A 23,397-nucleotide genomic window follows, 5' to 3' on the forward strand; every position below is an offset into this window, starting at 1 on the left:
GCTCCTTTTCCATTTTAACGCTCTTGCTTCACCTTCGAAATCCCGCCATCGAAAATCGTCACTTTGACGTTCACCGCCTCCAGAGAGGACGGGTTAAGCGGTAGCGCTTCATTTTGCTGCATTCGTTTCCATTCTTGCGGATATTTGCGATAAAGGGTGTGCCCCAGTTGAAGCGTGTCCATCTGTTGCTTCCGTCCTTTTTCGTACAGCCCCCGAATCTGCTCTTCAATTTTTTTCGCGGCTTCTTTCTCGATTTCCCGAACGGGGCTTATGTGATGGTATAGCGGTATGAAGCCCAGCAGCTCCACATCGATCTGAAACCTGACTTGATTGTCGCGCAGCAGCGGCAGTATTTTTACTTTTGGTTTTTGCAAGACGAGATTTGCCAGAGGTTGTTTGCCCTTTTTTACGGTCAGTAACGATCGATTGGTATGCTCGTCTAGCCAGCGCAATCCGAGCAGCTCAGAGCGCGGCCAGCAACCCTTCACCTCCTTGTTTTGAAGCATGCAGGCACCCGTTGTTTTCAGTTGGGGTAATCGTTTGTTGTCCTCCGACCAGGTCTTTCTGTTAATGGAGAGCATTGGCAAATAAACGACTTTGTTGGGTTCATCTCTTTTCCTGACAAATTGAAACAGCTTCATCGGGTAAATCGCCGAGTTTTGCTTGTGAAGATCCTGTGGATTGGACAATTGCGAGTAAATGGCAGGCTGGTTGAATACTTGCTTGGGCGTAAGAATATCCATCAGTGGTTCTTTGGTCACATACGTCCAGATGGTGTAACGAAATTCGTAAAACCGGTCGAGCTCATCGATGACTTGATCGAGAAGCGGGCGTTTCAATACCTGTTCACTGAGAACCAAGGAACGAATATGACTCCAAGTCATTTGCGCCTGATTCGTGGGATACAGACTAAAAAGGGCGCTCACAAAAGAATCGCCGCTTCCTTTTGCAATGGCCACCCCGCTTGCAGATCGTTCTCCTCCCGCTTCTTGTTTGGCGATGGTAGAGAAGTTCAGCATTTGGGCGTACACCTCGAATTTATTGTCAACATAATCGACCCCAAGTGCATTGACATAAAGCAGATTTTCAATTTCACGTGCGTTCCAGCAGCCACTTAGCAGGAGTGGGAGGAGGAGGATGACAACCATTACGCGGATGCGAGCCATATCAGGAGCCCTTCCTTTTTGAGGGATCATGCAGGAATTCAGGGCTTTTCTCTACTTTTCGCCATGGTGTGCGGAACAGTGTTTTATACAAGTCAGGCCAAGAGGTCGGGGCAAGCGGCGATAAATAGTACAAGCCAAAGGAGCGCATGTTGGAAAAGAATAGAACCATTGCTAGAAGCGACATCATGAAGCCAAACATCCCGAGAAGGGAGCATAAGAGCAATATCCCGAACCGAAACAAGGTAACAGACGAGACGATATGTTGATTCGATAACGTAAAGGTAGCCATTACGGAAAGCGCGACAATGACAAGACTGCCTGTAGAGGTCAAACCGGCAGATATCGCTGCTTGTCCAACGATCAGGCCTCCAACAACGGACAGTGTTTGACCAATCGATAGAGGAAGGCGCAAACCAGCCTCTTTAAACAAATCAAACAAGAGCACCATGAGCAAAACTTCCAATGCAGCTGGCAACGGAACGCCTTGTCGTGACTTCACAATGGTGGCAATCAAGGTGTAGGGAAGCTGTTCCTGATGATAGGTAATAAGCGCGACCCAAAGTCCGGGTAAAAAGAGCGCAATGATCACGCAAGCTATCCGCAGAATACGGACAAACACTACGGAAAAAACAGATGAGCTGGTATCCTCGGCAGCGTTTAGCAGCATGAAAAAGTTAACCGGGCCAATTAATGAAATAGGTGAGCCATCGATCAACATGGCAAACCGACCTTTTAAAAGAGCGTTCACTACATAATCAGGCCTTCCGGTGTACTGAAATTCTGGCAAAAGAGTAAAGGGAGATCGAGATAACCGTTCTTCTACTTGCATACCGCTTACAATGCCCTTGCTATCAAGCGAATCCATTCTGTCGTGAATTTCCTTCAACAAAATCGGATCGATTTGGTCTTGCAAATACAATAAACCAATGCGCGTATGAGTGTGGCTCCCGACGATATACGGAACGAATTTTAGCTGATACGTCCGAAGCCTTTTTCGGATCAGACCCAGATTCGTATTGATTTCTTCCGTAAATCCATCGCGGGGGCCGCTAATCGATGCGTCGGTATTGGTTTCCTCAGGTTCGCGGCGGGGGGGATTTCCCGTCTCTACATAATAGACAGTATGAAAGTCTTCAAACACCATCAACAAATTTCCGGAGAAAACGTGTCTGCATATCCAGTCAATATTCGTCGGCTGTGTCAGCTCATTCATGAAAAAGAGCCGTTTTTTAAATAAATCCTCAGCATCTAGGATGTCTTCGTTCACAAAAAGCTGCACGAGCTGCGGCATCAAATACTCGCTGATCTGGTTCAAATCGCACAAGCAGTCGGCGTAGATAAAATGCACGCGAGTGGGAGAGTGTCCTGGGACGAGGGAGTGCGTATCTATGCATATGTCATTGCAGTCTTCAAATAAATTTTGAAATGCCTGTAGCGAAATCGAAGGCATTTCTTTAACGGTTATTGCTGGCGTGTACCCTTTGACCTTGGCAAACCTACGATTCGTCATGTTGTTTCCTCCTAGAGGCGAAGGCTGTCAAGAGAGCAAAAACGATGGAAAGAGACAGGGCCAATACGAAAAGACTGGGCAAAAGCTTTTTTGATAACAGGCTGTAAAATTGGATCGCACTTATGGGATAGCGGGAGAGGGCAGATGATAAGGAAAATAGCCCGATTAACCACCAAATCCGTTTCTTTCCATACGGAATCATCAGTATTTCGACAATCAGCAAAAGCGAGAGGGAAATGCGCGTAAAGGCACCGCTAAACCATTGGTATATGCTCAGAGTATCGAGATGCTCGATATATAGGCCAATATTGGCGAGTCGCCATTCCTCATAGGCAGGATAGCGCAATTTTCCGGCTTTATCCGGACCGAATTCTACAATAGCACCTAAGGTTGGCCCGAATGTGAGGCCAATTATGACAAACGCCAAAATGAAAAGTTGATAGTACGGCACTCTCGATTGAAGGTGATGCTGCATAAATAACAGGAGGATCAGTTCGACAAAGCCTGTGCCCGCATACATCATTCCTCGTAAAACAGGGGCAATCCCGTTTTCCATCATAGGGAGGAGCAGACTGTAATCTTTGTTTGGAAAGTTAGTAGACATCACGAAAAATCCCAAAAGGACAACGAATGGCAAAAGTACAGAAGAGGTCATTGCGATGGAGCGGATTCCAAACATCGCGTTGACGAGACAAAGGACTGCAAACAAGATTGTATGTACCTCCAGCGGTGTCTCTGGAGCAAACGATAAATTGACCCACGTAATCGTATCGGTCATCGTCATGGTGGCGATTGTAAAGCAGTAGACGCAAGTTAGAAGCGCCAATACGCAATAGAGCGGGAAACCGTAAGTCTTTTTGATCCAATGGAATAGATGCTCATTTTCTGTTTTTTTATAGACCGAATAGAGTAAACCAGTCCACAACAAGTAAAGCACCCCAGCTAACAAAACCGAGATCCAGGAGTCTCTTTTGGCCGAATCTAGCATCATCGGAATGACGATAACATGGTTCATCAATCCGTTGGTTAAAAGCAGCATGACGACGATTTGTGTAAAAGATAATCCGTTTTTCATGATTTCCCCGCCATAGTAATCTCGTACTCCCAACAGTATTTGCAGGGATTTGGGATTTATTCGATCAATCGGCAGAATGTGCCAAGTCGCATGCATATTTTGGGAAGCTCTCACGAACGCTAATGGAACATACTTCGTAAAAGGGCAGGAGCTGTAGAAGATGGCGATGAGAGGGTGGCTGAGAAGAAAAAAGACATCTGTCAAAGACAGGATGAGCCACTCGGGTGCGCCTATCCGGGTTCGTGAAATCAGTGAGCAATTAAGTGAAAACATTGCGGAGCTAAATGCGATATTCACGCTGACACCCGATTTAGTCATTCGGACGTTTGCGTGCAAGCAGATAGATAGCATGGTTACCCTCGTCTACTTGAACGGCTTGGTTGACAAAAACTCGATTAACAACAATGTACTTCGTCCGCTTTTGTCACACACAGAGGGTGAGAAATCGAGTGTCTTTGACCTGTTATCTGTGGGAAAGGTATCAGTTGCCTACGACTTTCGGAAAGTAGAAACCGAGATTTTGCTTGGGGGCAGTCTTTTGTTTATCGAGGGTCGGAAAGAAGTGCTTGTGATCGAAACGAATGGATGGCCGCAGCGGGCGATAGAAGACCCGCAGTTGGAGGCTGCCCTGAAGGGTGCGCACCAAGGGTTTGTCGAAACGGACACGCAGAACATTGCCCTCATTCGCCGCTATATTCCCAACCGTGAATTGAAAATCAAAGAAATATGGTTAGGAGAGCGAGGCCTTTCAAAGCTCTCGATCATTTATTTGGCTGATGTGGCGAATCCGGAAATATTACAGGAGCTGGAAGATCGGCTCAAGAGCATCAAGGTTGACTCGATTCTCAATGCGTCTGAACTGGAGGAGTATATCGAGGATAATCCTTACTCTCTGTTTCCGCAGTTTTTGACTTCAGAACGGCCAGATACAGTAGCCTCTCACATCTTGCAAGGGAAGATTGCTGTCGTTGTCGATCGCTCTCCAAGTGTATTAATCGGTCCGGCTACTTTCGTTTCCTTTTTTCAAAACGTTGACGATTATGGTACTCGCTGGCCAGTCGCTACGTTCATCCGCTTGCTTCGTTACTTGGCTTTCTTGATTGCTACTTTTTTGCCTGCGATTTATATTGCGTTGATTTCTTTCAATTATGAGGTTATCCCGCTGGATTTAATTTTGTCAGTAGGAGAGTCCCGCGAAAAGGTCCCATTCCCTCCCTTGTTAGAAGCATTCATTATGGAGCTCACGCTTGAAATGCTTAGGGAATCGGGAATTCGCTTGCCAGCGCCTATCGGACAAACAGTCGGTATCGTAGGGGGGATCGTAATCGGTCAAGCGGTCGTACAAGCGGGGATTGTGAGCAACATTATGGTGATTGTGGTTGCGTTTACAGCGATCTCATCTTTTATTATCCCGAACTATGATATGGCTTCGGCAGTCAGGCTGATTCGCTTTTTGATGATGATACTTGCTGCGATGTTTGGGTTCGTTGGAATTATTGTGGGATTAATGGCACTGATTGGCCATTTGGTTACGCTGGAATCATTAGGCGTTCCTTATGGAAGTCCTCTTTCCCCTGTGCGCTTCGCAGATTGGAAAGACTTGTTTGTCCGTCTGCCACTGTGGAAAATGAAAGATCGTCCCCTGTCGGCCCATACGATTGAGGAGCAAAGACAAGGGGATAATCGACCAAGGGAGGACGGGTGATGAAAAAGTATACATATAACCAATTGAGCATCCTCCAGTACATATTCCTCATTCATGGGGCACAAGTAGGGATTGGAGTATTGACGATTCCCAGAGAATTGGCGGAAAAGGCGAGCACCGACGGTTGGATATCGCTTTTGATCGGATGGCTTGCGGCAACGCTAATCAGTCTGGTCATCACGAACATGATGAAGCAGTACCCGGATAAGACGATCATCGATATATTTCCATTGATCCTGGGCAAGTGGCTCGGTCGTGTCGCTATAGCTTCGATGTCCATTTATTGCGCGATAGCGGCGTTTGTTTTACTGATAAATGCCACGGGAATCATTAATGTGTGGCTCCTGTCTCAGACACCCGCCTATGTCGTCGTTTTCCTTTTTGCGCTGCCAACATATTTTGTTCTCCAGGGAGGGCTTCGCGCCATAGGAAGGTACGCCGAGCTTGTTTTCTATCTGACACTTTGGATACCTTTTGTTCTAACGACGGCTTATCGAGAGGTTCATTGGTTAAACTTGCTGCCGGTAATCAAGGAGGGCTGGCACCCGATATGGGAAGCGAGCAAATCCACGGTACTCTCCTTTCTTGGATTTGAGTTTGGCTATTTTGCCTACCCTTTTTTACAAAAAAAACAATATGCGTCTCTCGGCATTGTCATTGCGAATACATTGACGTTGCTCGTGTATATGTCTGTCATTATCGTTTGCTTTGCTTACTTTAGCCCCGATGAAATCACGCAATATACGTGGCCTACGCTCAATTTATGGAAAGCCATCGAGTTTCGCTTTTTGGAACGTGTCGATATTCTTTTTCTCTCTTCTTATTTGTTTATATTGTCAACGACTGCATTACCGTACACCTATTTTTGTGTTTTTTCATCCAGTCAGTTATTCGGCATGAAGGATCACCGCAAGCATTTGCGCCTGTTCCTTCTTCTGGTCCCAGTGTTGTTATGGTTATATACACCATCCTTTATCGATCTGAAGAAATCGACACAAATTTGGAGCTATACAGGCTTGGGCTTTGCTTATGCGCTTCCGTTACTGGCTTGGGGGCCGATCAGGCTATCGAAACGAGCGGAAGGAGCGAAAAAAGCATGAGGGCATTTGCTCAGATTCTGATTTGGAGCTTACTGGTAATGATGTTGGCAGGTTGCAAGGATCAGATCAATTTGGAAGATACCACTTTAACGCTGATGCTCGGGATCGATTTGAACGAAAAAAATGAGCTTCTCTATTATATCTCAAGCCCGGTGTTCAATAGGGAGGCAAAGGAAAAATCTGAGCAATACGGTATCCGGTCATCTACAATTAGAGAGGCGAGAATGGGCTTTGATGAGCGAGTGACAGGCTTGACCCAACCAGGCAAAATTCAGGTGCTTGTATTAGGGAAGAAGCTGCTGGCTTACCCGGACTGGTTTCGGTTGCTGGATGTCGTTTTTCGGGATGCAAAGTTCAGTGTCAATGCCCGCATGGCTGTGCATGATGGTCCAGTGAATGAGTTGTTTGATTATAAACCAAAGGACAAGCCTCGTCTGTCCATTCATGTAACAACACTGATTGACACAGCCAGTCACAGAAATCTGACGGTAAAGACGAGGGCGCAGGAGCTCCATCGGCAAATGTTTGAAAAAGGGATGACGCCTACCTTGACTGAGTTAAAGAAAGAAAAGCGGGCGGTCAAGGTAATGGGGACGACTTTGTTAAAAGAAAATGGAACGTACGCAGGCTCGATAGAACCGCGGGATACCATTCTTTTACAAATGTTACTCCATGAAAAACAAGGGGAACTATCCGTCACCATTCCGATTAAAGAGCCGAACGATTACAAACAAATTTCGAAAGACAGGATCAGTTTTTTTATTAAGGGCGTCAAAAAAAAGGTAAAAACAACCTATCAGAACGGTCGATTTCATTTTGACGTTCATTTCAACTTGCGAGTGTCCGTATCGGAGCGAATGTTTCCGTACGACATGAAAAAAGACTACAAAAAGATGGAGCGAATGATCAGTGACGAGTTACAGAAGGATTACATGAAGTTAATCAAGAAATGCCAGGAAATCGGTGCAGATCCATTTGGGTTTGGTCTCTATGCGCGTGCCTATGAATATAAGGAATACAAAAAGGTAGAGGATGATTGGACGAAAGCCTTTTCCAATGCCACAGTTGAAATCAAGCCAGACGTATCGATTAAGGGAAATGGCGTCATAAAGTAAAGGGCGAAAGACAAAACCCCCTGGCAATCAGTAAATGCCAAGGGGTTCGTTATTAATAGATGGCTTCCCAGCCTGCAGGAGTGACGAACAGGCGAATCGCCTTGATTTTGCGGTCGTCCATCAGGGTGAAGTAGTGGCGGTAGTTCGGTGGTACGGAGATCAGATCGCCTGGCTCCAGCTCGACGTCGAAGTAACGGTCATCTTTGCCTTTGATGGCGAAAATACCGTGACCATCGACGCAGAAGCGGCACTCATCGTCGGTGTGGTGATGCTCGCCCTTGAATTTCACCAACAGCTCGTCGAGATTAGGTGTTTTGTCAGAGAGGACGATAATGTCTGCTGTCAAGTAACCGCGACGTTTGCTGATCGCATCGATTTCCGGCTTGAAGGTGTCGAGAATCTCTTGTTTTTCCTCGTCTGTCGGGCTGTAGTTATCACGGTGCTTCGGATCAAGGCGATCCACGCCCCATTTTTCGTAAATGATCTCTTGGGTGTCCAGGAAGGAGACAACTTCCTCGGGTGCTGAGATGTACTCATTGTTGTCGTGAAAACGAATTTGTGCCATCGTTTATTCCTCCTTAATTGGTGGTTGTATTGGACACGACTGCTTGGCGCAATTGCAGCCAGCGGGCGTGATACTCGAATAGGAATTCAAAAGCTTCCAGGTGGCGCTTGGCCTCGAAGTCATTACCGCCCCAAGTGTAGATACCGTGGTTACGGATGAGTACACCGGGAACTTCTGATGTGATCACTTTTTCAATTTCGGTAGTTAAGGTCGGAATATCGGCAAAGTTCTCAACAATCGGAACAGTAATACGCGCGTTTTCTTCCCAGATTCCGAGTCCCTTGATCAGCTCTTGTCCTTGAATGGAGAAGGCTCGTTGTCCAAAGTACAGCTCGGAAATGAGATTGTTCCACACGGTGTGGACGTGGAAGCAAGCACCTGCCTTCGGGAACGTTTTGTAAACGGCGGCGTGGATGAGCGTTTCCGCGGAAGGCTTGAGCGTAGTTTCATCCACCGGACGCGAGTCTTGATCCACAACCAGATAATCTTCGGGGGACAGCTTGGTTTTGTCTTTGCCGCTTGCCGTTACGGCAAATTGCAAGGGATCGTTTTGTATCTTAATGGAGAGATTGCCACTGGTGCCGGGAAACCAGTCCCGGCGGGCAAATGTCAGCTTGGCATCATCCAGACGGCGAAAGGCATCCAGACGTTGTTCGAGTGTTGCGGTCATGAATTAGACAACCTCCTGTTGTACTTGCTGTAAAATGCGAATCACGTCGTGGAATGTGGCAAACTTGCTATGCGGCAATTGCAGCTCTTCCGCCTTGTCAGCGAGGAAGTGACGGGCAATCACATAGTCAGCGATTTTGGCTCCAGCCAAATCAGTGATAGAGTCGCCGATGACGATGCGGAAATGGGTTGCTGAATCGTAACGGCGGATGATTGTCGTCTTGCACATACCGCAGCCGTTCGTGCAATGTTCATCGCAAGCGTTGGGCCATGTAATGGTGATGTGCTCTCCGCTGAAATCACTGCCATTGCAGTAGATCGGCACATCAGTGAGATCGAAAGGTGCCAGGATCGGCTTCAGGAAAAAGTCGATGCCGCCACTCGTGATCAACAGCTCGATGCCTTCTTCGCGGCAATAGCTCACGAATTCAGCAAATCCCGGGCGAATCGTCGCTTCTTGGACAATGAAATCAATAATGTCCTCGCGCAAGGAGGAGGGCAAGAGTTGAAACAGCTTGCCTACCCCTTCTTGAACGCTTATTTTTTGCGAAAGGATTTGCTCCGTCAAGGCTTCCCACTCAGGGGGAGCAAACTTGCGGACAATCGCTACAATGTTGTCTTTTTCGGTAATCGTTCCGTCGAAATCGCAGAACAGGACGAGCTTCTTGCTCATCGTGCGCCACCCCACTTTTCCAGGGCGATCGCCAGTTCTTGTGATTCTGCGGCAGCCTCTTCCAGTGTTCGGCCTGCGGTGACAGCTTCAATTGCGGCGACGAATGCTTTCGCTCCTGCGGTTGCTCCACCGGGATGACCGTGGATTCCGCCACCTGCATTGACGATTTGATCCAGACCGAAGTCTTGATACAGCTGTGGAACCAGCCCAGGATGAATACCGGCAGACGGAACTGGGAAGGAACGGCGTACACCATTCAGTGGGTCGGTCAAATGCTTGGCGAGCTGCAACGCTTCTGTCTTGTCCAAGGCGACATTGCCATATGGAGATGGGAAGAGCACCAAATCTGCTCCAGCTACGCGCATCAACGTTCCGAGCAGAAGCGGGGTGGCGATACCGTAGTCAGGTGATGGATAGTAAGCGCCTGCCAATGCTGGATGCGCCATGATCGGTACGTGTACATCGGGATCGGCTGCCAAACGGTGCAGGGCATCGAAGCCAAAGGCCAACACATTGAACAAGAGGCAGTCAGCACCTGCATCTACGGCACGTTTCGCTTTTTCGTTCAGCTCATGCACAGGTCCGGTCAGGTTGGCTGCATAAAGGACGGGCTTGCCAGTATCGGCTTCTGTCTCCTGGGCGATTTGCTTGAACGCTTTGATCCGTTCGATAAAAGGAGCGCGGTCATCTGCAAAGAAGATTTCGTCATCTTTCACCAGATCGACTCCGCCCAAGGCTTGTGCCCGGAATTGCGTCTTCAGATCGTCGAAAGGCAGGCCCAGGCACGATTTGAAAATGCTCATCAAGAGCGGTCGATTCTGTGCCCCTAAACGTTCGCGCAGACCATCAATGCCGAACTTCGGTCCAGGAAAAGCCTGAAGGAATGAGTCAGGGAAGACGATATCGATGAGCTTGATTTTGCCATCCATCGATAGTTTGCCGAATATTCCGGTCAACAAGGATGGAATGTCTGCTGTAAAATTGCGGGTCGGATAACTGACGGTAATCAAACCGCGTGTTTCTCCGTTTTCCAGTGTCGCAAGCGGTGTCGCGCTCACGGCTTCACCGAGATACGGCGCTAGCTCAGCTTGCTTGGCAAGCGGCAGGTCCGTCCAGGAACCGACTGTCATGCCGACAGCAATGGCTTGCGCTTTCTTGTTCAAGTCTTTTGCTTGTGTGAGATAGGTGACGAGGATACGTTGTTCACTCATGGTACGTCTCATCCTCCTTGAATGATTAAAAAAAGCCTCCCCATTGAGCGGGGAGGCGGTTGTCGACTATGAAAGCGTCTCGTCTCCTCTCATCTCTCGGGTCAGTAGCCGAGACAAGCCAAAGATGCTCGATCTCGACTCTTATCCGTTGGAATTAGCACCGTTTCGCTATCCAAAGGTACGCATCATTAACGTACGATTCATGGTATAGCGCCGGTTGCCGGGCATCATAGGGCCAGTCCCTCAGCCAGCTCGCGATAAGAGTTATTCGTTTCCCCCATGATATGACGTTCATTGTCAGGAGTCAATCTTTGTTTTTGCAGAGAATGTGCAGCAGTTAATCAGAAAAATGAGACGAAGGTGAAACTTTTTTACACTTCCTGCGTGGTAAGGGATGAAGGGGTGTGAACGGCTTGGGAAAGTAGGTCTGGAGGATGTGTACCAGCTGCATGTAAACGATATTTACCGCTATCTTTTCCGGCTGACACGAGATGAGAGGCTGGCAGAGGATCTGACACAGGAAACCTTTTGTCGCGCCTACTCTTCCTTGGATGACTACCGTGGGGGAAAAGTACGACCTTGGCTGTTCAAGGTGGCCTATCACGCTTTCGTAGACGGTTATCGCAGGAAGACGAAACAACGGTTTGCGTTTGTGGAAGCCCTGCCAGAGCGACGTGATCATGCGGCGGTTGATCCGGCAGAGCATGTCGTGAACAAGGAGCTGTGGGAAGTGGCCCATGACTATTTGGAGAGACTTCCAGAAAAGCAGAGACAGGTCATTTTGTTGTCTGCCATGCAGTTTTCCTACGCGGAAATGGCAGAGGTACTCGGGATTGAGTTGGCAGACGTCAAGCGTTCCTTGTTTCGGGGGAGACAAAAGATGCGGCAGTTGTGGAGGGAGGAAAGCTGATGATGAACAAGGATGAGAATAATCGCGAGCAAAGGCTGCTTGCTTATTTGCGTGGGGAAATGGCGGAAGAAGATTCGAAACAATTCGAGGAGGAAATAGCCGCTGACGAGGAATACGCACAGCGGTTGGAGAGGCTTTTGCTGGGGGAAGAAACGGGAGAGGACAACGCGAAGATAAAACAGCCTGAAACGCTGTCGGCTGAAAAACAGCGCGCCATTGTTCGCCGGGGGAAATGGAAAAATCGGTTGAGCAACGCTGGATTCAGCATAGTGCTTCCCTTTTTGGCTGGAGTTGTGTTGCTGATTCTGAATGGCTGGGTTGGGTCATTGATGCATGAAGATCTGTTCCGCGTTGCGAAGTCGATGGTCAATTTTACTCAACCCGGTGTTAGTGTGGGCGGGAGTGGCTCGCAGGTGGGATTGCTATACGGCAATATCAGCATGGAGCTTCGCGAGAGAGTCGGGTTGGAAGATAAGAACGCAGGGCGATTTGAAAGTACAAACGTGCTGTGGAACGTAAATGCCGGGCCGCAATGGACGAATGGAGTCAGGGAGCAAAAGCTGTATTTCCGTTATCCGACAGAGGGGAAAAAGGAGGATACGACGTCTCTCACTTCACCTGCCTGGGCAACGATGGAGAAGCTGCCGGAGGGAACCGTTTCTCAGCTCGCAATTTCCTTCGATCACTTCCTGACGTATGAGGAGTACTATGAACTGGTTTCCCGCTATGTTACCTCTTCGGGACAAGATACGGTTTGGTTTGCGGTAGACACAGGGGTGGAGCGCAAGCAAGCAGAAGACGATGGGGGCAATCGGTTTCTCGGTCCCGGGTACGTGTGGGGGTTTGCTCAGCATGAACTGGACTACGGAAGTGCGTCCATTCGGGTAAACGGGGAAGGGGACAGAAGAATGGCCGCCTACTTGGAAGAGATGAAGTACTTATCTGAGCAAGAAGATATGGCTCGCGATATCGGCAGATCTTTGCTATCTCGTAGCGACCCTCAGATAACCGAACGATACAACTACATGCAGCAAAACGGAGTGCGAATCTACGGCGCCGTCCTCACCGGACCTACGAAAGAACTGCTGAAGCTCAAGGCCGAAAAGTCAATAACGGCCGCGCTTTTAGGCAAGGTAGACTGGTGGAATTGGGATCGCCCTGCGGCATCGGGAACACATTATACCTACTAGTAGCACGGTGCGAATTTTTGCACAAAAGGGTGTTGACATCGTGGAAGCGTTGGTTGTATGATTCAAACTAAATCAAAAACCGAATACGTTTTGGATACCTTATCCAGAGAAGGTGGAGGGACTGGCCCGATGATACCCGGCAACCGACATGACGCCATTCAGACGCGAGGAAGCGACTGATTGACAGGCGACATGCACGGTGCTAATTCCTGCAGAAACAAAAGTAGTCTGGAAGATAAGGGGGACATCAACACGGTTCTTACACGTGACGACAGCGACCTCTTTTCTTCGGGAAAAGAGGTCTTTTTATTGCTCCAGGTACTCAAACAAAACAAGTAGAGATAGAGGAAAAATACGTAGAGGGGAGTTTTGGAATCATGGCATATCGCGCATTGACTGAACAGGAAGCAGTAGAGTACGTAAAAGGAATACCGGGTCTTTTTAGCGATGGAGCAGAGCTGACCAGCCGCGAAATCGGGGATGGCAACCTCAATCTCGTTTTTGACATTCAGGAGCCAGCAACTGGTAAGAGCGTCATTGTCAAGCAAGCACTGCCTTTTGCCCGCGTCGTGGGAGAATCTTGGCCGCTTACGATTGATCGGGCTCGTATCGAGAGCGAGGCACTCCGCATTCAACACAAATACGTTCCAGACCTAGTGCCGCAGGTGTATCATTTCGACGCGGAGCTTGCGCTGACCGTCATGGAAAACATCGGGGACCACATCATCATGCGCAAAGGTCTGATCGAAGGAAAGCGGTACCCGCTATTCGCGAGGCAAATTGGTCGTTTTCTTGCGCAAACCTTGTTCTTCACATCCGATCTGGGCGCACATCCGTACGATAAAAAATCGCTAGTCGGAACATTCATAAATCCAGAATTATGCAAAATCACAGAGGATCTCGTGTTTACCGATCCGTATGAAAATGCACCTACCAACGACTTCAACCCGTTGATTCGCCGGGAAGTCGAGGCGATCTGGAACAACAGGCCGCTGAAGCTGGAAATCGCCAAGCTGAAATACGATTTCCTTACGCGCTCGGAAGCGCTGCTGCATGGTGACTTGCATACCGGAAGTATTTTCATCACGGAAAACAGCTTGAAAGCAATCGATCCAGAGTTCGCTTACTACGGCCCAATCGGTTTTGACATCGGGGCGGTCATTGCCAACCTGCTGCTCAACTACGCAGGACAGCACGGTTTGCAAAAAGATCAAGGAGAACGGGAAGCGTACCGCGAATACTTACTGGAAACGGTCGAGGATGTCTGGAATGAATTCGTTTCGCAATTCGTTCAGCTCTGGCACAAGCACGCCAAAGAGCGCAGCGCACATGTCGAAGGACTGTGGCAAAGCTACGTGAAGCGTTTGATTCAGGATACAGCAGGCTATGCCGGATGCAAAATTTTGCGCCGTGTCATCGGCTTGGCAGGAGTAGCGGACCTGAATGCCATTGAAGACGACCAGACTCGCGCAGAAGCAGAGCGTCTGGCTCTCTCGATTGGAGAAGCGCTGATTCTCGGTCGCGGCGACATAGACGAATCGACAGATATCACGGACATCGTACGCACTGTGACCGAACGTTACTATCAGGAGGCAACGACAGTATGACAACCAGCACCCAATTGGCACCTGTTAAGTGGGAGAATGACGCATTGGTCTTGCTTGACCAGACGCGTTTGCCAGTAGAAACGATCTATTTGAATTTGACTACCTCCGAGCAAGTATGGGGTTCCATTCGCCGCTTGGAAGTGCGTGGTGCACCAGCGATTGGCATGGCGGCGGCTTACGGGCTCTACCTTGGGATTCGTGGCAGTGAAGCGAGTAACTACGACGAGTTTTGGCAGGAACTGAACCAGCAGGCAGACTACCTGGGCTCTTCCCGTCCGACAGCCGTGAATCTGTTCTGGGCGTTGGATCGCATCAAAGCTCGTGTTGAAAAAGAAAGCGGAGCGTCGATTGCCGAGTTGAAGGCGGCAGTGCTCGATGAAGCATTGGTGATTCAAAAGGAAGACGCTGAAGTATGCCGGACCATCGGAGAGCATTTGCTCACTCTGTTGCATGACGGTATGGGAATTCTCACGCACTGTAATCCAGGAGCATTGGCTACAGCAGCGTACGGTACGGCTACCGCTCCATTTTATTTGGCAAAGGAACGCGGCTGGAACCTGAAGGTGTACGCGGACGAAACTCGTCCTGTCCTGCAAGGCGCTCGTCTTACTGCATTCGAATTGCAGCAAGCAGGGATTGATGTGACGCTGATCTGTGACAACATGGCGGCGATGGTTATGTCCCAAGGGAAAGTAGAGGCTGTCATCGTGGGTACAGACCGCGTAGCAGCGAATGGCGATGTCGCCAACAAAATCGGTACGTATGGGGTAGCGGTATTGGCAAAAGCTCACGGCATTCCTTTTTACGTGGCAGCTCCCTTGTCCTCGGTCGATCTAGACACACTGACAGGCGCAGATATTCCGATTGAAGAGCGTCCAGCCGAGGAAATTACCCATGGCTTGGGCAAACAGGTAGCTCCAGACGATATCAAGGTGTACAATCCTGCGTTCGATGTAACGCCTGCGAAGTACATTACAGCGATCGTCACGGAGACCGGCATTTTCAAGCCGGAAGAGATCGGCAATAGCAAAAAATAAAAGAAACACTTATAAGCGTTCGCCCAGTTGTTGCTGGCGGGCGCTTTTTGCTCATTTTGGCGTTTTCCAGTAAAATATCCAAGAAAAGGGGAGATACGTATGCAAACGATTCAACGGATAGCAATCAATGAAGATACGTACTTGAAACAATTAGAATTAACCGATGCTGAGGAGTTATTTTTGCTTACGGATTCGAACCGGGAGAATCTTATGGAATGGCTGCCGTGGCTGAATTATACGAAGAAGGTAGAGGATTCCCGCCAATTCATCCAAGCGACGATCCATCAGTACAACGATAATCGCGGCATCAACTACGGCATTTGGTACCAAGGACGTCTGGCTGGTACAGTCGGTGTACATACGGTGGATTGGATCAACAATAAAACGTCCATTGGCTATTGGCTGGGTTCACAATTTCAAGGAAAGGGCCTGATGACAGAAGCAGTGGCGACCTACTTGGACGTATTAATCTTCGGGTCATGGGATTTGGAAAAAGTCACGATTCAGGCTGCTACGGAAAATTATAAGAGCAGATCGATTCCAGAACGATTAGGGTTTCAACTGGAAGGGATTCTGCGCCGGAATGAATTCCTTTACGATCACTACGTGGATCATGCCACTTATAGCCTGCTAAAAGAGGAATGGCTTGACTGGAAAACCGGGAAAAAATCATAGATTGAACTGTATGCTTCGATTGACAATGAAAATTCTGTAAATTACGATGGGGAAGACAGATCAAGAGGGCTGCGTGTGATTCGCAAGCCCTTTTTTAGTCGTGCTGTTAGGTTTAATAAATAGAGGTGATTTACATGCAGACACTTCGGCAATTATCTTGGTTTTTCCGTGCCTATTGGAAGCGGTACGTCCTTGGAATCTCTGTGCTTTTTATTATTGATGTCCTCATGCTTTGGCCACCGAAATTAATCGGGGACACGGTGGATTCGATTCGCAACAGTTCCCTGACAAACACTGACTTGACGCAAACAGTGGTTATCTTGCTCGTTTTGGGTGTTAGTTTGTATGGACTGCGCTTTCTCTGGCGGTACTTGTTAAATGGGGGGGCCTTGATACTGGAGAGGACGTTGCGCGAGCGATTGTTTGCCCATTTGACGAGAATGACCCCGTCATTTTTTCATCGAAAACGCAGTGGGGATCTGATGGCCGTCGCTACCAACGACATTCCTGCCATTGAACAAACGGCTAGTACAGGGGTGCTTACGCTTGTCGATGCGTTGTTCATGACTTTGTTAACGCTTGGCGTCATGGTGACCGCGATTGATTGGAAGCTGACGCTGGCTGCACTGATCCCGATGCCGTTTTTGGCTTGGTCAACGGCGTATTATGGAAGGTTGCTGCATGAGCGCTTTTACTTGGCGCAGGAAGCTTTTGGAGAGATGAATGATCATGTTCAACAATCCGTATCGGGCGTTCGGGTATTGAGAGCATTTGTTCAGGAAAAAGCCGATATCGAGGCATATCGCCGGGTCAGTGAAAAAACGTTGGAGCGAAATGTGAGTGTTTCGCGGATCGACGCCCTGTTCGAGCCAACGATCGCGATTATTATTGGCTTCAGCTTTTTGATCGGGCTGGGCTATGGGACGTATTTGGTTTTCACCAGTGCCATCTCCTTAGGGGATTTGGTTGCATTCAATTTATACTTGGGACTTTTAATTTGGCCGATGTTCGCCTTTGGTTGGCTAGTCAATGTGTTGCAACGCGGTGGCGCTTCCCACAAGCGTTTTACAGAGCTAATGGTGGAGCAGTCAGATGTGACGGAGGCAGCGAATCCGGTCACGAGCCAAATCGCCAATACCGTAGAAGCACGCCATTTTTCCTTTACGTATCCGGGTACTGACAAGCCGGCACTCACCGACATCTCGTTTCGTTTGGGCGAAGGAGAGACACTTGGGATTGTCGGGCGGACCGGAAGCGGCAAGTCGACGCTATGCCGTGCCTTATTGCATCAATATCAGATGAAGGAAAAAGCTCTGTTTATCGGGGGCATCCCGATTGAGGGACTTGCTTTCGATACACTGCGAGAAAAAATCGGCTATGTGCCTCAGGAGCATTTGCTGTTCTCACGGACGATTGCAGAAAATGTTAGATTCGGGAAACCACAAGCGACGACCGAGGACGTGATGCATGCGTTGGAGCTTGCGGAGATGAAGAGAGATCTGGTGCAATTCAGAGATGGATTGCAAACCATGGTTGGAGAGAAGGGGGTCACCCTCTCTGGAGGGCAAAAACAGCGCATTTCCATTGCACGCGCTCTTTTGATGGATGCGGGTATCTTGATTCTCGACGATTCTTTATCGGCTGTGGATGCACGGACAGAGGAGAGCATCCTTCGTCATCTGAGACAGGAGCGCGCAGATAAAACGACGATTATTACCGCTCATCGTCTATCTGCCGTCCAGCATGCACAACTGATTCTCGTGCTGGATGAGGGACAGATCGTCGAACGTGGGACACATGACGAGCTAGTGCAGCGTAACGGCTGGTATGCAGAGCAGTACCGTCGTCAGCAAATGGAACAGGATGTGGCTGGTTGAGAGAGGGGGAAAGCGTTTCATGAGTAAAGAAAATGTATGGGGGCGTTTGACCGAGTACGCCAGGCCATTTCAAAAGCAAATACTGGGCGCACTATTCCTGCTCCTGCTGGGAACGAGTGCAGAGTTGGCGGGTCCTTTTTTAGCCAAGGTCATGATTGATAATCACATCCTAGCGATCCAAAAGCCTTGGTATCAACTAGACGAAGTGCCACCACATGCAGCTGGACAAGTGGCCTCATTGAACGGTACGAACTATATTCGTGAAGATGTCGCAGCAAAGACGGGTCTTGCTTTGGACGGTATCCGTCACAAAGAAGTAACCGTGCTGACAGAAGGCACGACCTATTACTTGGTTTCCGGCAAGGTGAATCCAAACACGCAGAAGCAATTCACCCCGATTGCGCCTGAAAGCGGCAGGGAACGCTTCGAGGTAACAACGAAGGATCAATCAGGTCAAAAGATGACCTCCACAGGCATTCGGCTGACCGCAGAGGAAGTCAAGGCGATGTATCAGGGGGATGTCCTGCCAATTGTCTGGCTGTCCGTAGGTTATGGAGCACTGATCTTGCTCTCAGCAGGATTCAACTACGTCCAGATTTTGTGGCTGCAAAAGATCGCTCAGCGCATCATTCAGCAAATGCGGATGAAGCTGTTTATCCATTTGCAAAAGCTCCCGGTTGCCTTTTTTGACAAAACGCCAGTAGGTGCGCTTGTCTCCCGTGTGAGCAATGATACAGAAGCCATCCGTGAGCTGTATGTAAGTGTGCTTGCCACATTTGTACAGAACGGTCTTTATTTGATTGGAATCTTGACCGCGCTCTACATCTTGCAGCCTGAGCTCGCCCTTTTCTGCTTTTTGACGGTGCCAGTGCTCGTACTGTTAGTCTACGTGTATCAAAAGTACAGCTCTCGCTACTATGCGGTGATTCGTGCGAAGCTTGGTGATATGAATACAACGATCAATGAAATGATTCAGAACATGACGATTGTGCAGGCTTTTCGTAGGGAGAAAGGTGTACAAAAAGAGTTTGCTGATGTAAACGAAGACTACTTCAAGGTGAGGATGAAAGAAATCAATCTGGAATCCTTGCTTTTGCGACCAGCGGTAGATCTGATCTGGAAAATTTCCTTGACCATGATCGTCTGGTATTACGGCTCGACTTCCTTCCACAGCGCGATTTCCTTTGGTGCGCTTTTTGCTTTTGTCGATTACATGGGGCGTTTTTTCGAGCCGATCAACATGATCATGAATCGGTTGTCACAAATGCAGCAGGCGACCATTTCGGCGGGGCGCGTCTTCGAAATTATGGATGAGACCACGGAGAAGAAAGAAACGGGTGCACAAATCGAGCGACCGCGTGGAGAGGTTGTTTTTGATAACGTATCTTTTGCTTATCAGGGTGACGATTACGTCTTGAAAAACGTCTCCTTTACGGCACAGCCTGGTCAGACGATTGCGTTGGTAGGACACACCGGATCGGGAAAAAGCTCTTTGATGAATTTGCTGCTTGGGTTCTATCCGGTGACGAAAGGGAGCATTTTGATCGACGGGCAAGATATGAGACAGATTGATACGCAATCATTGCGTAGTCATGTCGGTCTCGTTTTGCAGGACCCGTTCTTGTTTACGGGAAGCATTGGATTCAATATCCGCATGTACAATGATACGATTACGGATGAAGAAGTGAAGCGGGCTGCAAATGCTGTACGAGCTGACGAATTCATTTCCAAGCTGCCGGGCGGTTATGACGAACCAGTCGTCGAGCGAGGCATGACGCTATCCGCAGGCCAACGCCAATTGATCTCTTTTGCTCGGGCACTGGCTGCTGATCCTGCGATGCTGATCTTGGATGAAGCAACGGCAAGCATTGACAGTGAAACAGAGCTAGCTATTCAGGAAGCGTTGCATGTACTATCAAAAGGTAGGACGACATTCATTATTGCACATCGATTGTCGACGATTCAGCACGCCGACCAGATTCTTGTTTTGTCCCGTGGTGCAATCATGGAGCGAGGTACCCATGATGAACTCATGACGCAAAATGGTCTTTATCAAAAAATGTATCAGCTTCAACAGGGGAGTGCTTCCGTAGAGAGTGCTTAGTAGGGAGCTAGGAAGGAGAAACAACACGATGTCACAGACGCGTTACACCTTTTGGGTGTTGATTTTGGTTGTCGGTATTGCAGGGTTAAGCCAAGGATTAACGATCCCGATGCTGACAGTTTTATTGGAAAACAAGGCGTTTCATCCGTAATGAACGGACTCAACGCCGCTGCCTTGTATATTGGGATGGTCATGGTCAATCCATTTTTGGAAATCCCACTGCGGCGCATTGGATACCGATCCACAATATTATGGGGGTTGCTGTTGGTGACGATCGCAACAGCGCTCATCCCGATGTTCAGCCATTTGGCGGTATGGTTCGTATTACGTTTATTGATGGGTGTGGGCGATAGTGGTTTACATTACGCCAGCCAAATGTGGGTGACCAAGATCGCAGCTCCCGAGAATCGAGGACGCGATCTTTCCATTTACGGGCTAGCATATGGCGTGGGCTTTAGTATAGGTCCATTAGGCTTAAGCGTGCTGCATTTGGGGATTTGGGTACCTTTTGGCGCCTTACTTGTTCTGTATCTGATTGCCTTCTTATTATTATCCCGAATCAAAAATGAGTTCCCTGCACAGATCGAACAAACGGAAAAGAAGCAAAACAAATACGCATTTGTTTTACGACTTGCCTGGCTGGCGCTGATTCCTTCGTTTTTATTCGGATTCATGGAGACGTCGCTCAACGGCAGTTTTCCCGTTTATGCCTTGCGTACCGGTTTGTCCATTGAATGGGTTTCCTTGATTCTTCCGTCGTTTGTCGTGGGAAGTATTATCTTGCAGATGCCGCTTGGGGCATTGAGTGACCGTATAGGACGCAAGCAGGTCATGCTCGCATGTGCGCTAATAGGGGGATTGGCCTTCTTCCTGTTCCCGTTTGCAGGTGAAAACATATGGCTGATGATGCTGTTGTTGGCTATAGCTGGAGCGGCAGTCGGTTCCTTTTACTCGCTGGGCTTGGCTTTTTCGGCAGATATTTTACCAGCATCGATGGTTCCTACCGCAGGAATTATCGCGGGGGTCAATTTTGGTGTCGCCAGTATTTTGGCTCCGAATGTGAATGGCCTCCTGATGGACGTGTGGGAGCCGTGGACGATCTTTTGGCTGATGGGATCGCTGCTCATTGTTTTTGCGGCAGCTTGCCTGTTTTTCAAACAAAAAGCAACCCAGGAACAGACATATTCAATGCCATTGCAAAAACAGGGGTAAAAACAAGGATGGATAAGCTTCGCCAAATTTTTGGCGAAGTCTTTATTTTTTTGCCCAAAAAAGCATAAACGGGCATCAAGGAGGGAAGCGTATGAATAGTAAGTAGAACAGCAGGATTGGAAGGGGTTACCCGATGCTGACACCATGCATTTTCAGAAGAGGCATTGCCTGGATCTTATTTTTCGTGCTCAGTTTGGTAATCATTCCGTTTTTCTCAGATGACGGCCAGGCTCCGACACCGTCTGCACCTGCACCTGCCACTACAAATGCAACTTCGCAGCCATAGCTTTGCCCTTGTGTACACAGAAAAAGACACGCCACTGACGACGGCGTGTCTTTTTGCTGCTTTAGTATTAGCGAGTAACAAAATTTTGCGTAAAATACGGTCGGCCGTCTTTCATAACGATACCGACACCGAGCTGCTTGAAATTTGGATGGAGCAAGTTTTGACGATGGCCTGCGGAGTTCATCCAGCTCATGTGGGCTTCGATCCCGTCTAGCTGTCCGTAGGCAATATTTTCACCAGCTGAGCTGTAACGAATGCCGGCCTGCTTCAAACGATCAAACGGACTTCCCGTAGATGGGGAGGTATGGTTGAAAAAGTTATTCTGGCCCATGTCTTGGCTGTGTGCTCTGGCCACTGCTGCCACTTGTTCATCCCAAGTGATAACGGGCAGCTTGGCACGTTGCCTTGCCACGTTGAGCAAGTCCAAATTTTGTTTCTCGTATGCGAGTGCTGCCTGCTTCATCTGTGCGTCTGTCAGTTTCGGCAGTTCCGGTAATTTCGAATAGGAAATGGGATACATCAAGCCAATAGCAACGGTGGCAAAATGCTCAGGAGTAGAGATGCGCACTCCTGCGACCTTATTTCCACCCAGCTGATCGATAGAGAAGGTTATCGCCTGATTGTTTTGGAGATAGGTCGGGTGAGTAAGGGTATTTTTTTGGATACGCAGACTTGGGATGATCGTCAGCGTGTCTTGCGGTGCACCCCAGCTATTTTGTAGGTCTTTTGTCGTAGAGCCAATCGTGATGCCATTCAGATTCAGCTTGGCGCCATTGGTAAACAACGTCACGACTTTGCCGTTTTGCATGCCCACTTGAATATAGTTGTTCAAATCTTGATTGTAAATCCACCATTCCACGCCCGTATGACTAGGATCAATGCGGGCAGGCTTGCCTAATGTTTGTTCTACCTGATCTGTGCTCATACCTAGCTGAAGGTTATAGACGTCATTCGTTTTAACGGCTGCTGCTTGAGGGACAGCAGATGCAGCTGAAACAGGAAGGACAGGGGCAACGTGGCCGAGCAGAGCCAGCGAAAGGCTCAAGGCGAGGATGCTGGTTACTTTCTGTTTACGCATGTATCTTCCTCCTCGGTTAGATAGGATCTGCCTTGTTGGTAATGGTATCGGCAGGAAGCACCTACAAAAATAGGGACCAAGGATGCAAAAATAAAACCCCCGCTATAGAGCGGAGGTTACGGTCGACGATCACGGATGACATACGTTTTGGCGATGAGATCATGCCAGCCTTGCTTACGTGGATGCCATGCAACCCATAGATAGCCGAGTCCGAATACGAGTGAAGCAACGAATTTGCCGATGACTTCTCGTAGTAATACCTGTCCGCCAGACAGATTACCTCGCGTCTGTCTGGCACTGATGACACGGATGCCTGTGATCAGCTTTCCCAAGGTTTGTCCGGTCCACCAAGTCAGCAAGATCATATAGAGGAGATCAAACAACACCTCTACCAAATCGATGAAATGAAAAGAGGCGTATGGAACCGCAAAAAAACGTCGCAACGGATTGAAAATGAGGTAGCTAATCCCGATCAAGAACATCGAATCAAGGAGCGAGGCTACGACACGAATCCAGAAGCCAGCATACGAATGCTGTGGATGGGCTTCCGAATATGGATCAAAGGAATTAGGATCATGTGTTTTTTCATCGTCGGGAAGCTGGTTCATGAGAAGCCACTCCTTTCCTATTTA

20 protein-coding genes, 1 pseudogene and 2 riboswitches are annotated in these 23,397 nt (G+C 48.6%); of the genes and pseudogenes, 12 read left to right on the top strand and 9 right to left on the bottom strand.

Annotated elements, in window-relative coordinates; genetic code table 11:
• Positions 1 to 14 precede the first annotated feature (14 nt).
• Genes ACQ5DJ_RS04845 through ACQ5DJ_RS04855 form a run of 3 tightly spaced genes read right to left on the bottom strand, consistent with a single transcriptional unit; the run spans position 15 to position 3,847 of the window.
• Entirely contained in the window at positions 15 to 1,166 is a 1,152-nt protein-coding gene (locus tag ACQ5DJ_RS04845; RefSeq protein WP_429841432.1) for a Ger(x)C family spore germination protein, read from the bottom strand.
• Between the two features lies 1 nt (position 1,167).
• Entirely contained in the window at positions 1,168 to 2,676 is a 1,509-nt protein-coding gene (locus ACQ5DJ_RS04850; protein WP_429841433.1) for a spore germination protein, read from the bottom strand.
• The gene (locus ACQ5DJ_RS04855; protein ID WP_429841434.1) at positions 2,663 to 3,847 is read right to left on the bottom strand and encodes an endospore germination permease; all 1,185 of its coding nucleotides are present in this window, start codon (positions 3,845 to 3,847) and stop codon (positions 2,663 to 2,665) included. Before ACQ5DJ_RS04855 ends, ACQ5DJ_RS04850 begins: the two co-directional genes overlap by 14 nt.
• Before the next feature lie 64 nt (positions 3,848 to 3,911).
• On the opposite strand from ACQ5DJ_RS04855, the gene ACQ5DJ_RS04860 reads away from it, so the two are divergent.
• Genes ACQ5DJ_RS04860 through ACQ5DJ_RS04870 form a run of 3 tightly spaced genes read left to right on the top strand, consistent with a single transcriptional unit; the run spans position 3,912 to position 7,671 of the window.
• A complete protein-coding gene (locus ACQ5DJ_RS04860; RefSeq protein ID WP_429841435.1) occupies positions 3,912 to 5,456 on the top strand; it encodes a spore germination protein in 1,545 nt (514 codons plus the stop codon).
• A complete protein-coding gene (locus ACQ5DJ_RS04865; protein ID WP_429841436.1) occupies positions 5,456 to 6,556 on the top strand; it encodes a GerAB/ArcD/ProY family transporter in 1,101 nt (366 codons plus the stop codon). Before ACQ5DJ_RS04860 ends, ACQ5DJ_RS04865 begins: the two co-directional genes overlap by 1 nt.
• Positions 6,553 to 7,671, top strand: a complete 1,119-nt coding sequence (locus ACQ5DJ_RS04870) for a Ger(x)C family spore germination protein (protein WP_429841437.1) — start codon at positions 6,553 to 6,555, stop codon at positions 7,669 to 7,671. Before ACQ5DJ_RS04865 ends, ACQ5DJ_RS04870 begins: the two co-directional genes overlap by 4 nt.
• A 52-nt stretch (positions 7,672 to 7,723) precedes the next feature.
• Here the strand turns inward: ACQ5DJ_RS04870 and ACQ5DJ_RS04875 are convergent, their stop codons facing one another.
• From ACQ5DJ_RS04875 to ACQ5DJ_RS04890, 4 genes are read right to left on the bottom strand one after another with little or no spacing between them, the layout of a single operon-like run.
• Positions 7,724 to 8,236 carry a 1,2-dihydroxy-3-keto-5-methylthiopentene dioxygenase gene (locus ACQ5DJ_RS04875; protein ID WP_106839160.1) on the bottom strand — a complete coding sequence of 171 codons (513 nt, stop codon included), beginning with the start codon at positions 8,234 to 8,236 and terminating at the stop codon, positions 7,724 to 7,726.
• 13 nt (positions 8,237 to 8,249) lie between these two features.
• A complete protein-coding gene (locus ACQ5DJ_RS04880; protein ID WP_429841438.1) occupies positions 8,250 to 8,906 on the bottom strand; it encodes a methylthioribulose 1-phosphate dehydratase in 657 nt (218 codons plus the stop codon).
• A gap of 3 nt (positions 8,907 to 8,909) precedes the next feature.
• Positions 8,910 to 9,578: a 2-hydroxy-3-keto-5-methylthiopentenyl-1-phosphate phosphatase gene (locus ACQ5DJ_RS04885; protein WP_429841439.1), complete on the bottom strand. Its 669-nt coding sequence runs from the start codon at positions 9,576 to 9,578 to the stop codon at positions 8,910 to 8,912.
• Positions 9,575 to 10,789: a 2,3-diketo-5-methylthiopentyl-1-phosphate enolase gene (locus tag ACQ5DJ_RS04890; RefSeq protein ID WP_429841440.1), complete on the bottom strand. Its 1,215-nt coding sequence runs from the start codon at positions 10,787 to 10,789 to the stop codon at positions 9,575 to 9,577. The genes ACQ5DJ_RS04885 and ACQ5DJ_RS04890 overlap by 4 nt, the downstream gene beginning before the upstream one ends.
• Positions 10,790 to 10,875: 86 nt before the next feature.
• A riboswitch (SAM riboswitch) is annotated at positions 10,876 to 11,053 on the bottom strand.
• A 130-nt stretch (positions 11,054 to 11,183) separates the two neighbouring features.
• On the opposite strand from ACQ5DJ_RS04890, the gene ACQ5DJ_RS04895 reads away from it, so the two are divergent.
• The 9 genes and pseudogenes from ACQ5DJ_RS04895 to ACQ5DJ_RS04935 all read left to right on the top strand — a co-directional run bounded on the left by ACQ5DJ_RS04895 (position 11,184) and on the right by ACQ5DJ_RS04935 (position 21,687).
• The gene (locus ACQ5DJ_RS04895) at positions 11,184 to 11,699 is read left to right on the top strand and encodes a sigma-70 family RNA polymerase sigma factor (protein ID WP_429841441.1); all 516 of its coding nucleotides are present in this window, start codon (positions 11,184 to 11,186) and stop codon (positions 11,697 to 11,699) included.
• Positions 11,699 to 12,889, top strand: coding sequence for an anti-sigma factor (locus tag ACQ5DJ_RS04900; RefSeq protein ID WP_429841442.1), 1,191 nt, complete (start codon positions 11,699 to 11,701; stop codon positions 12,887 to 12,889). The genes ACQ5DJ_RS04895 and ACQ5DJ_RS04900 overlap by 1 nt, the downstream gene beginning before the upstream one ends.
• A gap of 96 nt (positions 12,890 to 12,985) precedes the next feature.
• Positions 12,986 to 13,131, top strand: a riboswitch (SAM riboswitch).
• Positions 13,132 to 13,266: 135 nt separating this feature from the next.
• A complete protein-coding gene (gene mtnK / locus ACQ5DJ_RS04905; RefSeq protein ID WP_429841443.1) occupies positions 13,267 to 14,496 on the top strand; it encodes an S-methyl-5-thioribose kinase in 1,230 nt (409 codons plus the stop codon).
• Entirely contained in the window at positions 14,493 to 15,533 is a 1,041-nt protein-coding gene (gene mtnA / locus ACQ5DJ_RS04910; protein ID WP_429841444.1) for an S-methyl-5-thioribose-1-phosphate isomerase, read from the top strand. The genes mtnK and mtnA overlap by 4 nt, the downstream gene beginning before the upstream one ends.
• A gap of 99 nt (positions 15,534 to 15,632) precedes the next feature.
• Positions 15,633 to 16,208: a GNAT family N-acetyltransferase gene (locus ACQ5DJ_RS04915; protein WP_429841445.1), complete on the top strand. Its 576-nt coding sequence runs from the start codon at positions 15,633 to 15,635 to the stop codon at positions 16,206 to 16,208.
• A gap of 134 nt (positions 16,209 to 16,342) precedes the next feature.
• Positions 16,343 to 18,085, top strand: a complete 1,743-nt coding sequence (locus tag ACQ5DJ_RS04920) for an ABC transporter ATP-binding protein (protein ID WP_429841446.1) — start codon at positions 16,343 to 16,345, stop codon at positions 18,083 to 18,085.
• 19 nt (positions 18,086 to 18,104) lie between these two features.
• Positions 18,105 to 20,189, top strand: coding sequence for an ABC transporter ATP-binding protein (locus ACQ5DJ_RS04925; protein WP_429841447.1), 2,085 nt, complete (start codon positions 18,105 to 18,107; stop codon positions 20,187 to 20,189).
• A 28-nt stretch (positions 20,190 to 20,217) separates the two neighbouring features.
• A pseudogene (locus ACQ5DJ_RS04930) lies at positions 20,218 to 21,401 on the top strand (MFS transporter).
• A 133-nt stretch (positions 21,402 to 21,534) separates the two neighbouring features.
• Positions 21,535 to 21,687 carry a hypothetical protein gene (locus tag ACQ5DJ_RS04935; protein ID WP_017251452.1) on the top strand — a complete coding sequence of 51 codons (153 nt, stop codon included), beginning with the start codon at positions 21,535 to 21,537 and terminating at the stop codon, positions 21,685 to 21,687.
• Between the two features lie 67 nt (positions 21,688 to 21,754).
• On the opposite strand, the gene ACQ5DJ_RS04940 is transcribed toward ACQ5DJ_RS04935, so the two are convergent.
• Both ACQ5DJ_RS04940 and ACQ5DJ_RS04945 read right to left on the bottom strand, forming a co-directional pair.
• Positions 21,755 to 22,765, bottom strand: a complete 1,011-nt coding sequence (locus ACQ5DJ_RS04940) for a CAP-associated domain-containing protein (protein WP_429841448.1) — start codon at positions 22,763 to 22,765, stop codon at positions 21,755 to 21,757.
• 116 nt (positions 22,766 to 22,881) lie between these two features.
• Complete coding sequence (locus tag ACQ5DJ_RS04945; protein ID WP_429841449.1) at positions 22,882 to 23,373, bottom strand: RDD family protein; 492 nt, start codon at positions 23,371 to 23,373, stop codon at positions 22,882 to 22,884.
• Positions 23,374 to 23,397 lie beyond the last annotated feature (24 nt).

The sequence above is a fragment of the Brevibacillus sp. FIR094 genome, from assembly GCF_050477165.1.
Lineage (GTDB): Bacteria > Bacillota > Bacilli > Brevibacillales > Brevibacillaceae > Brevibacillus.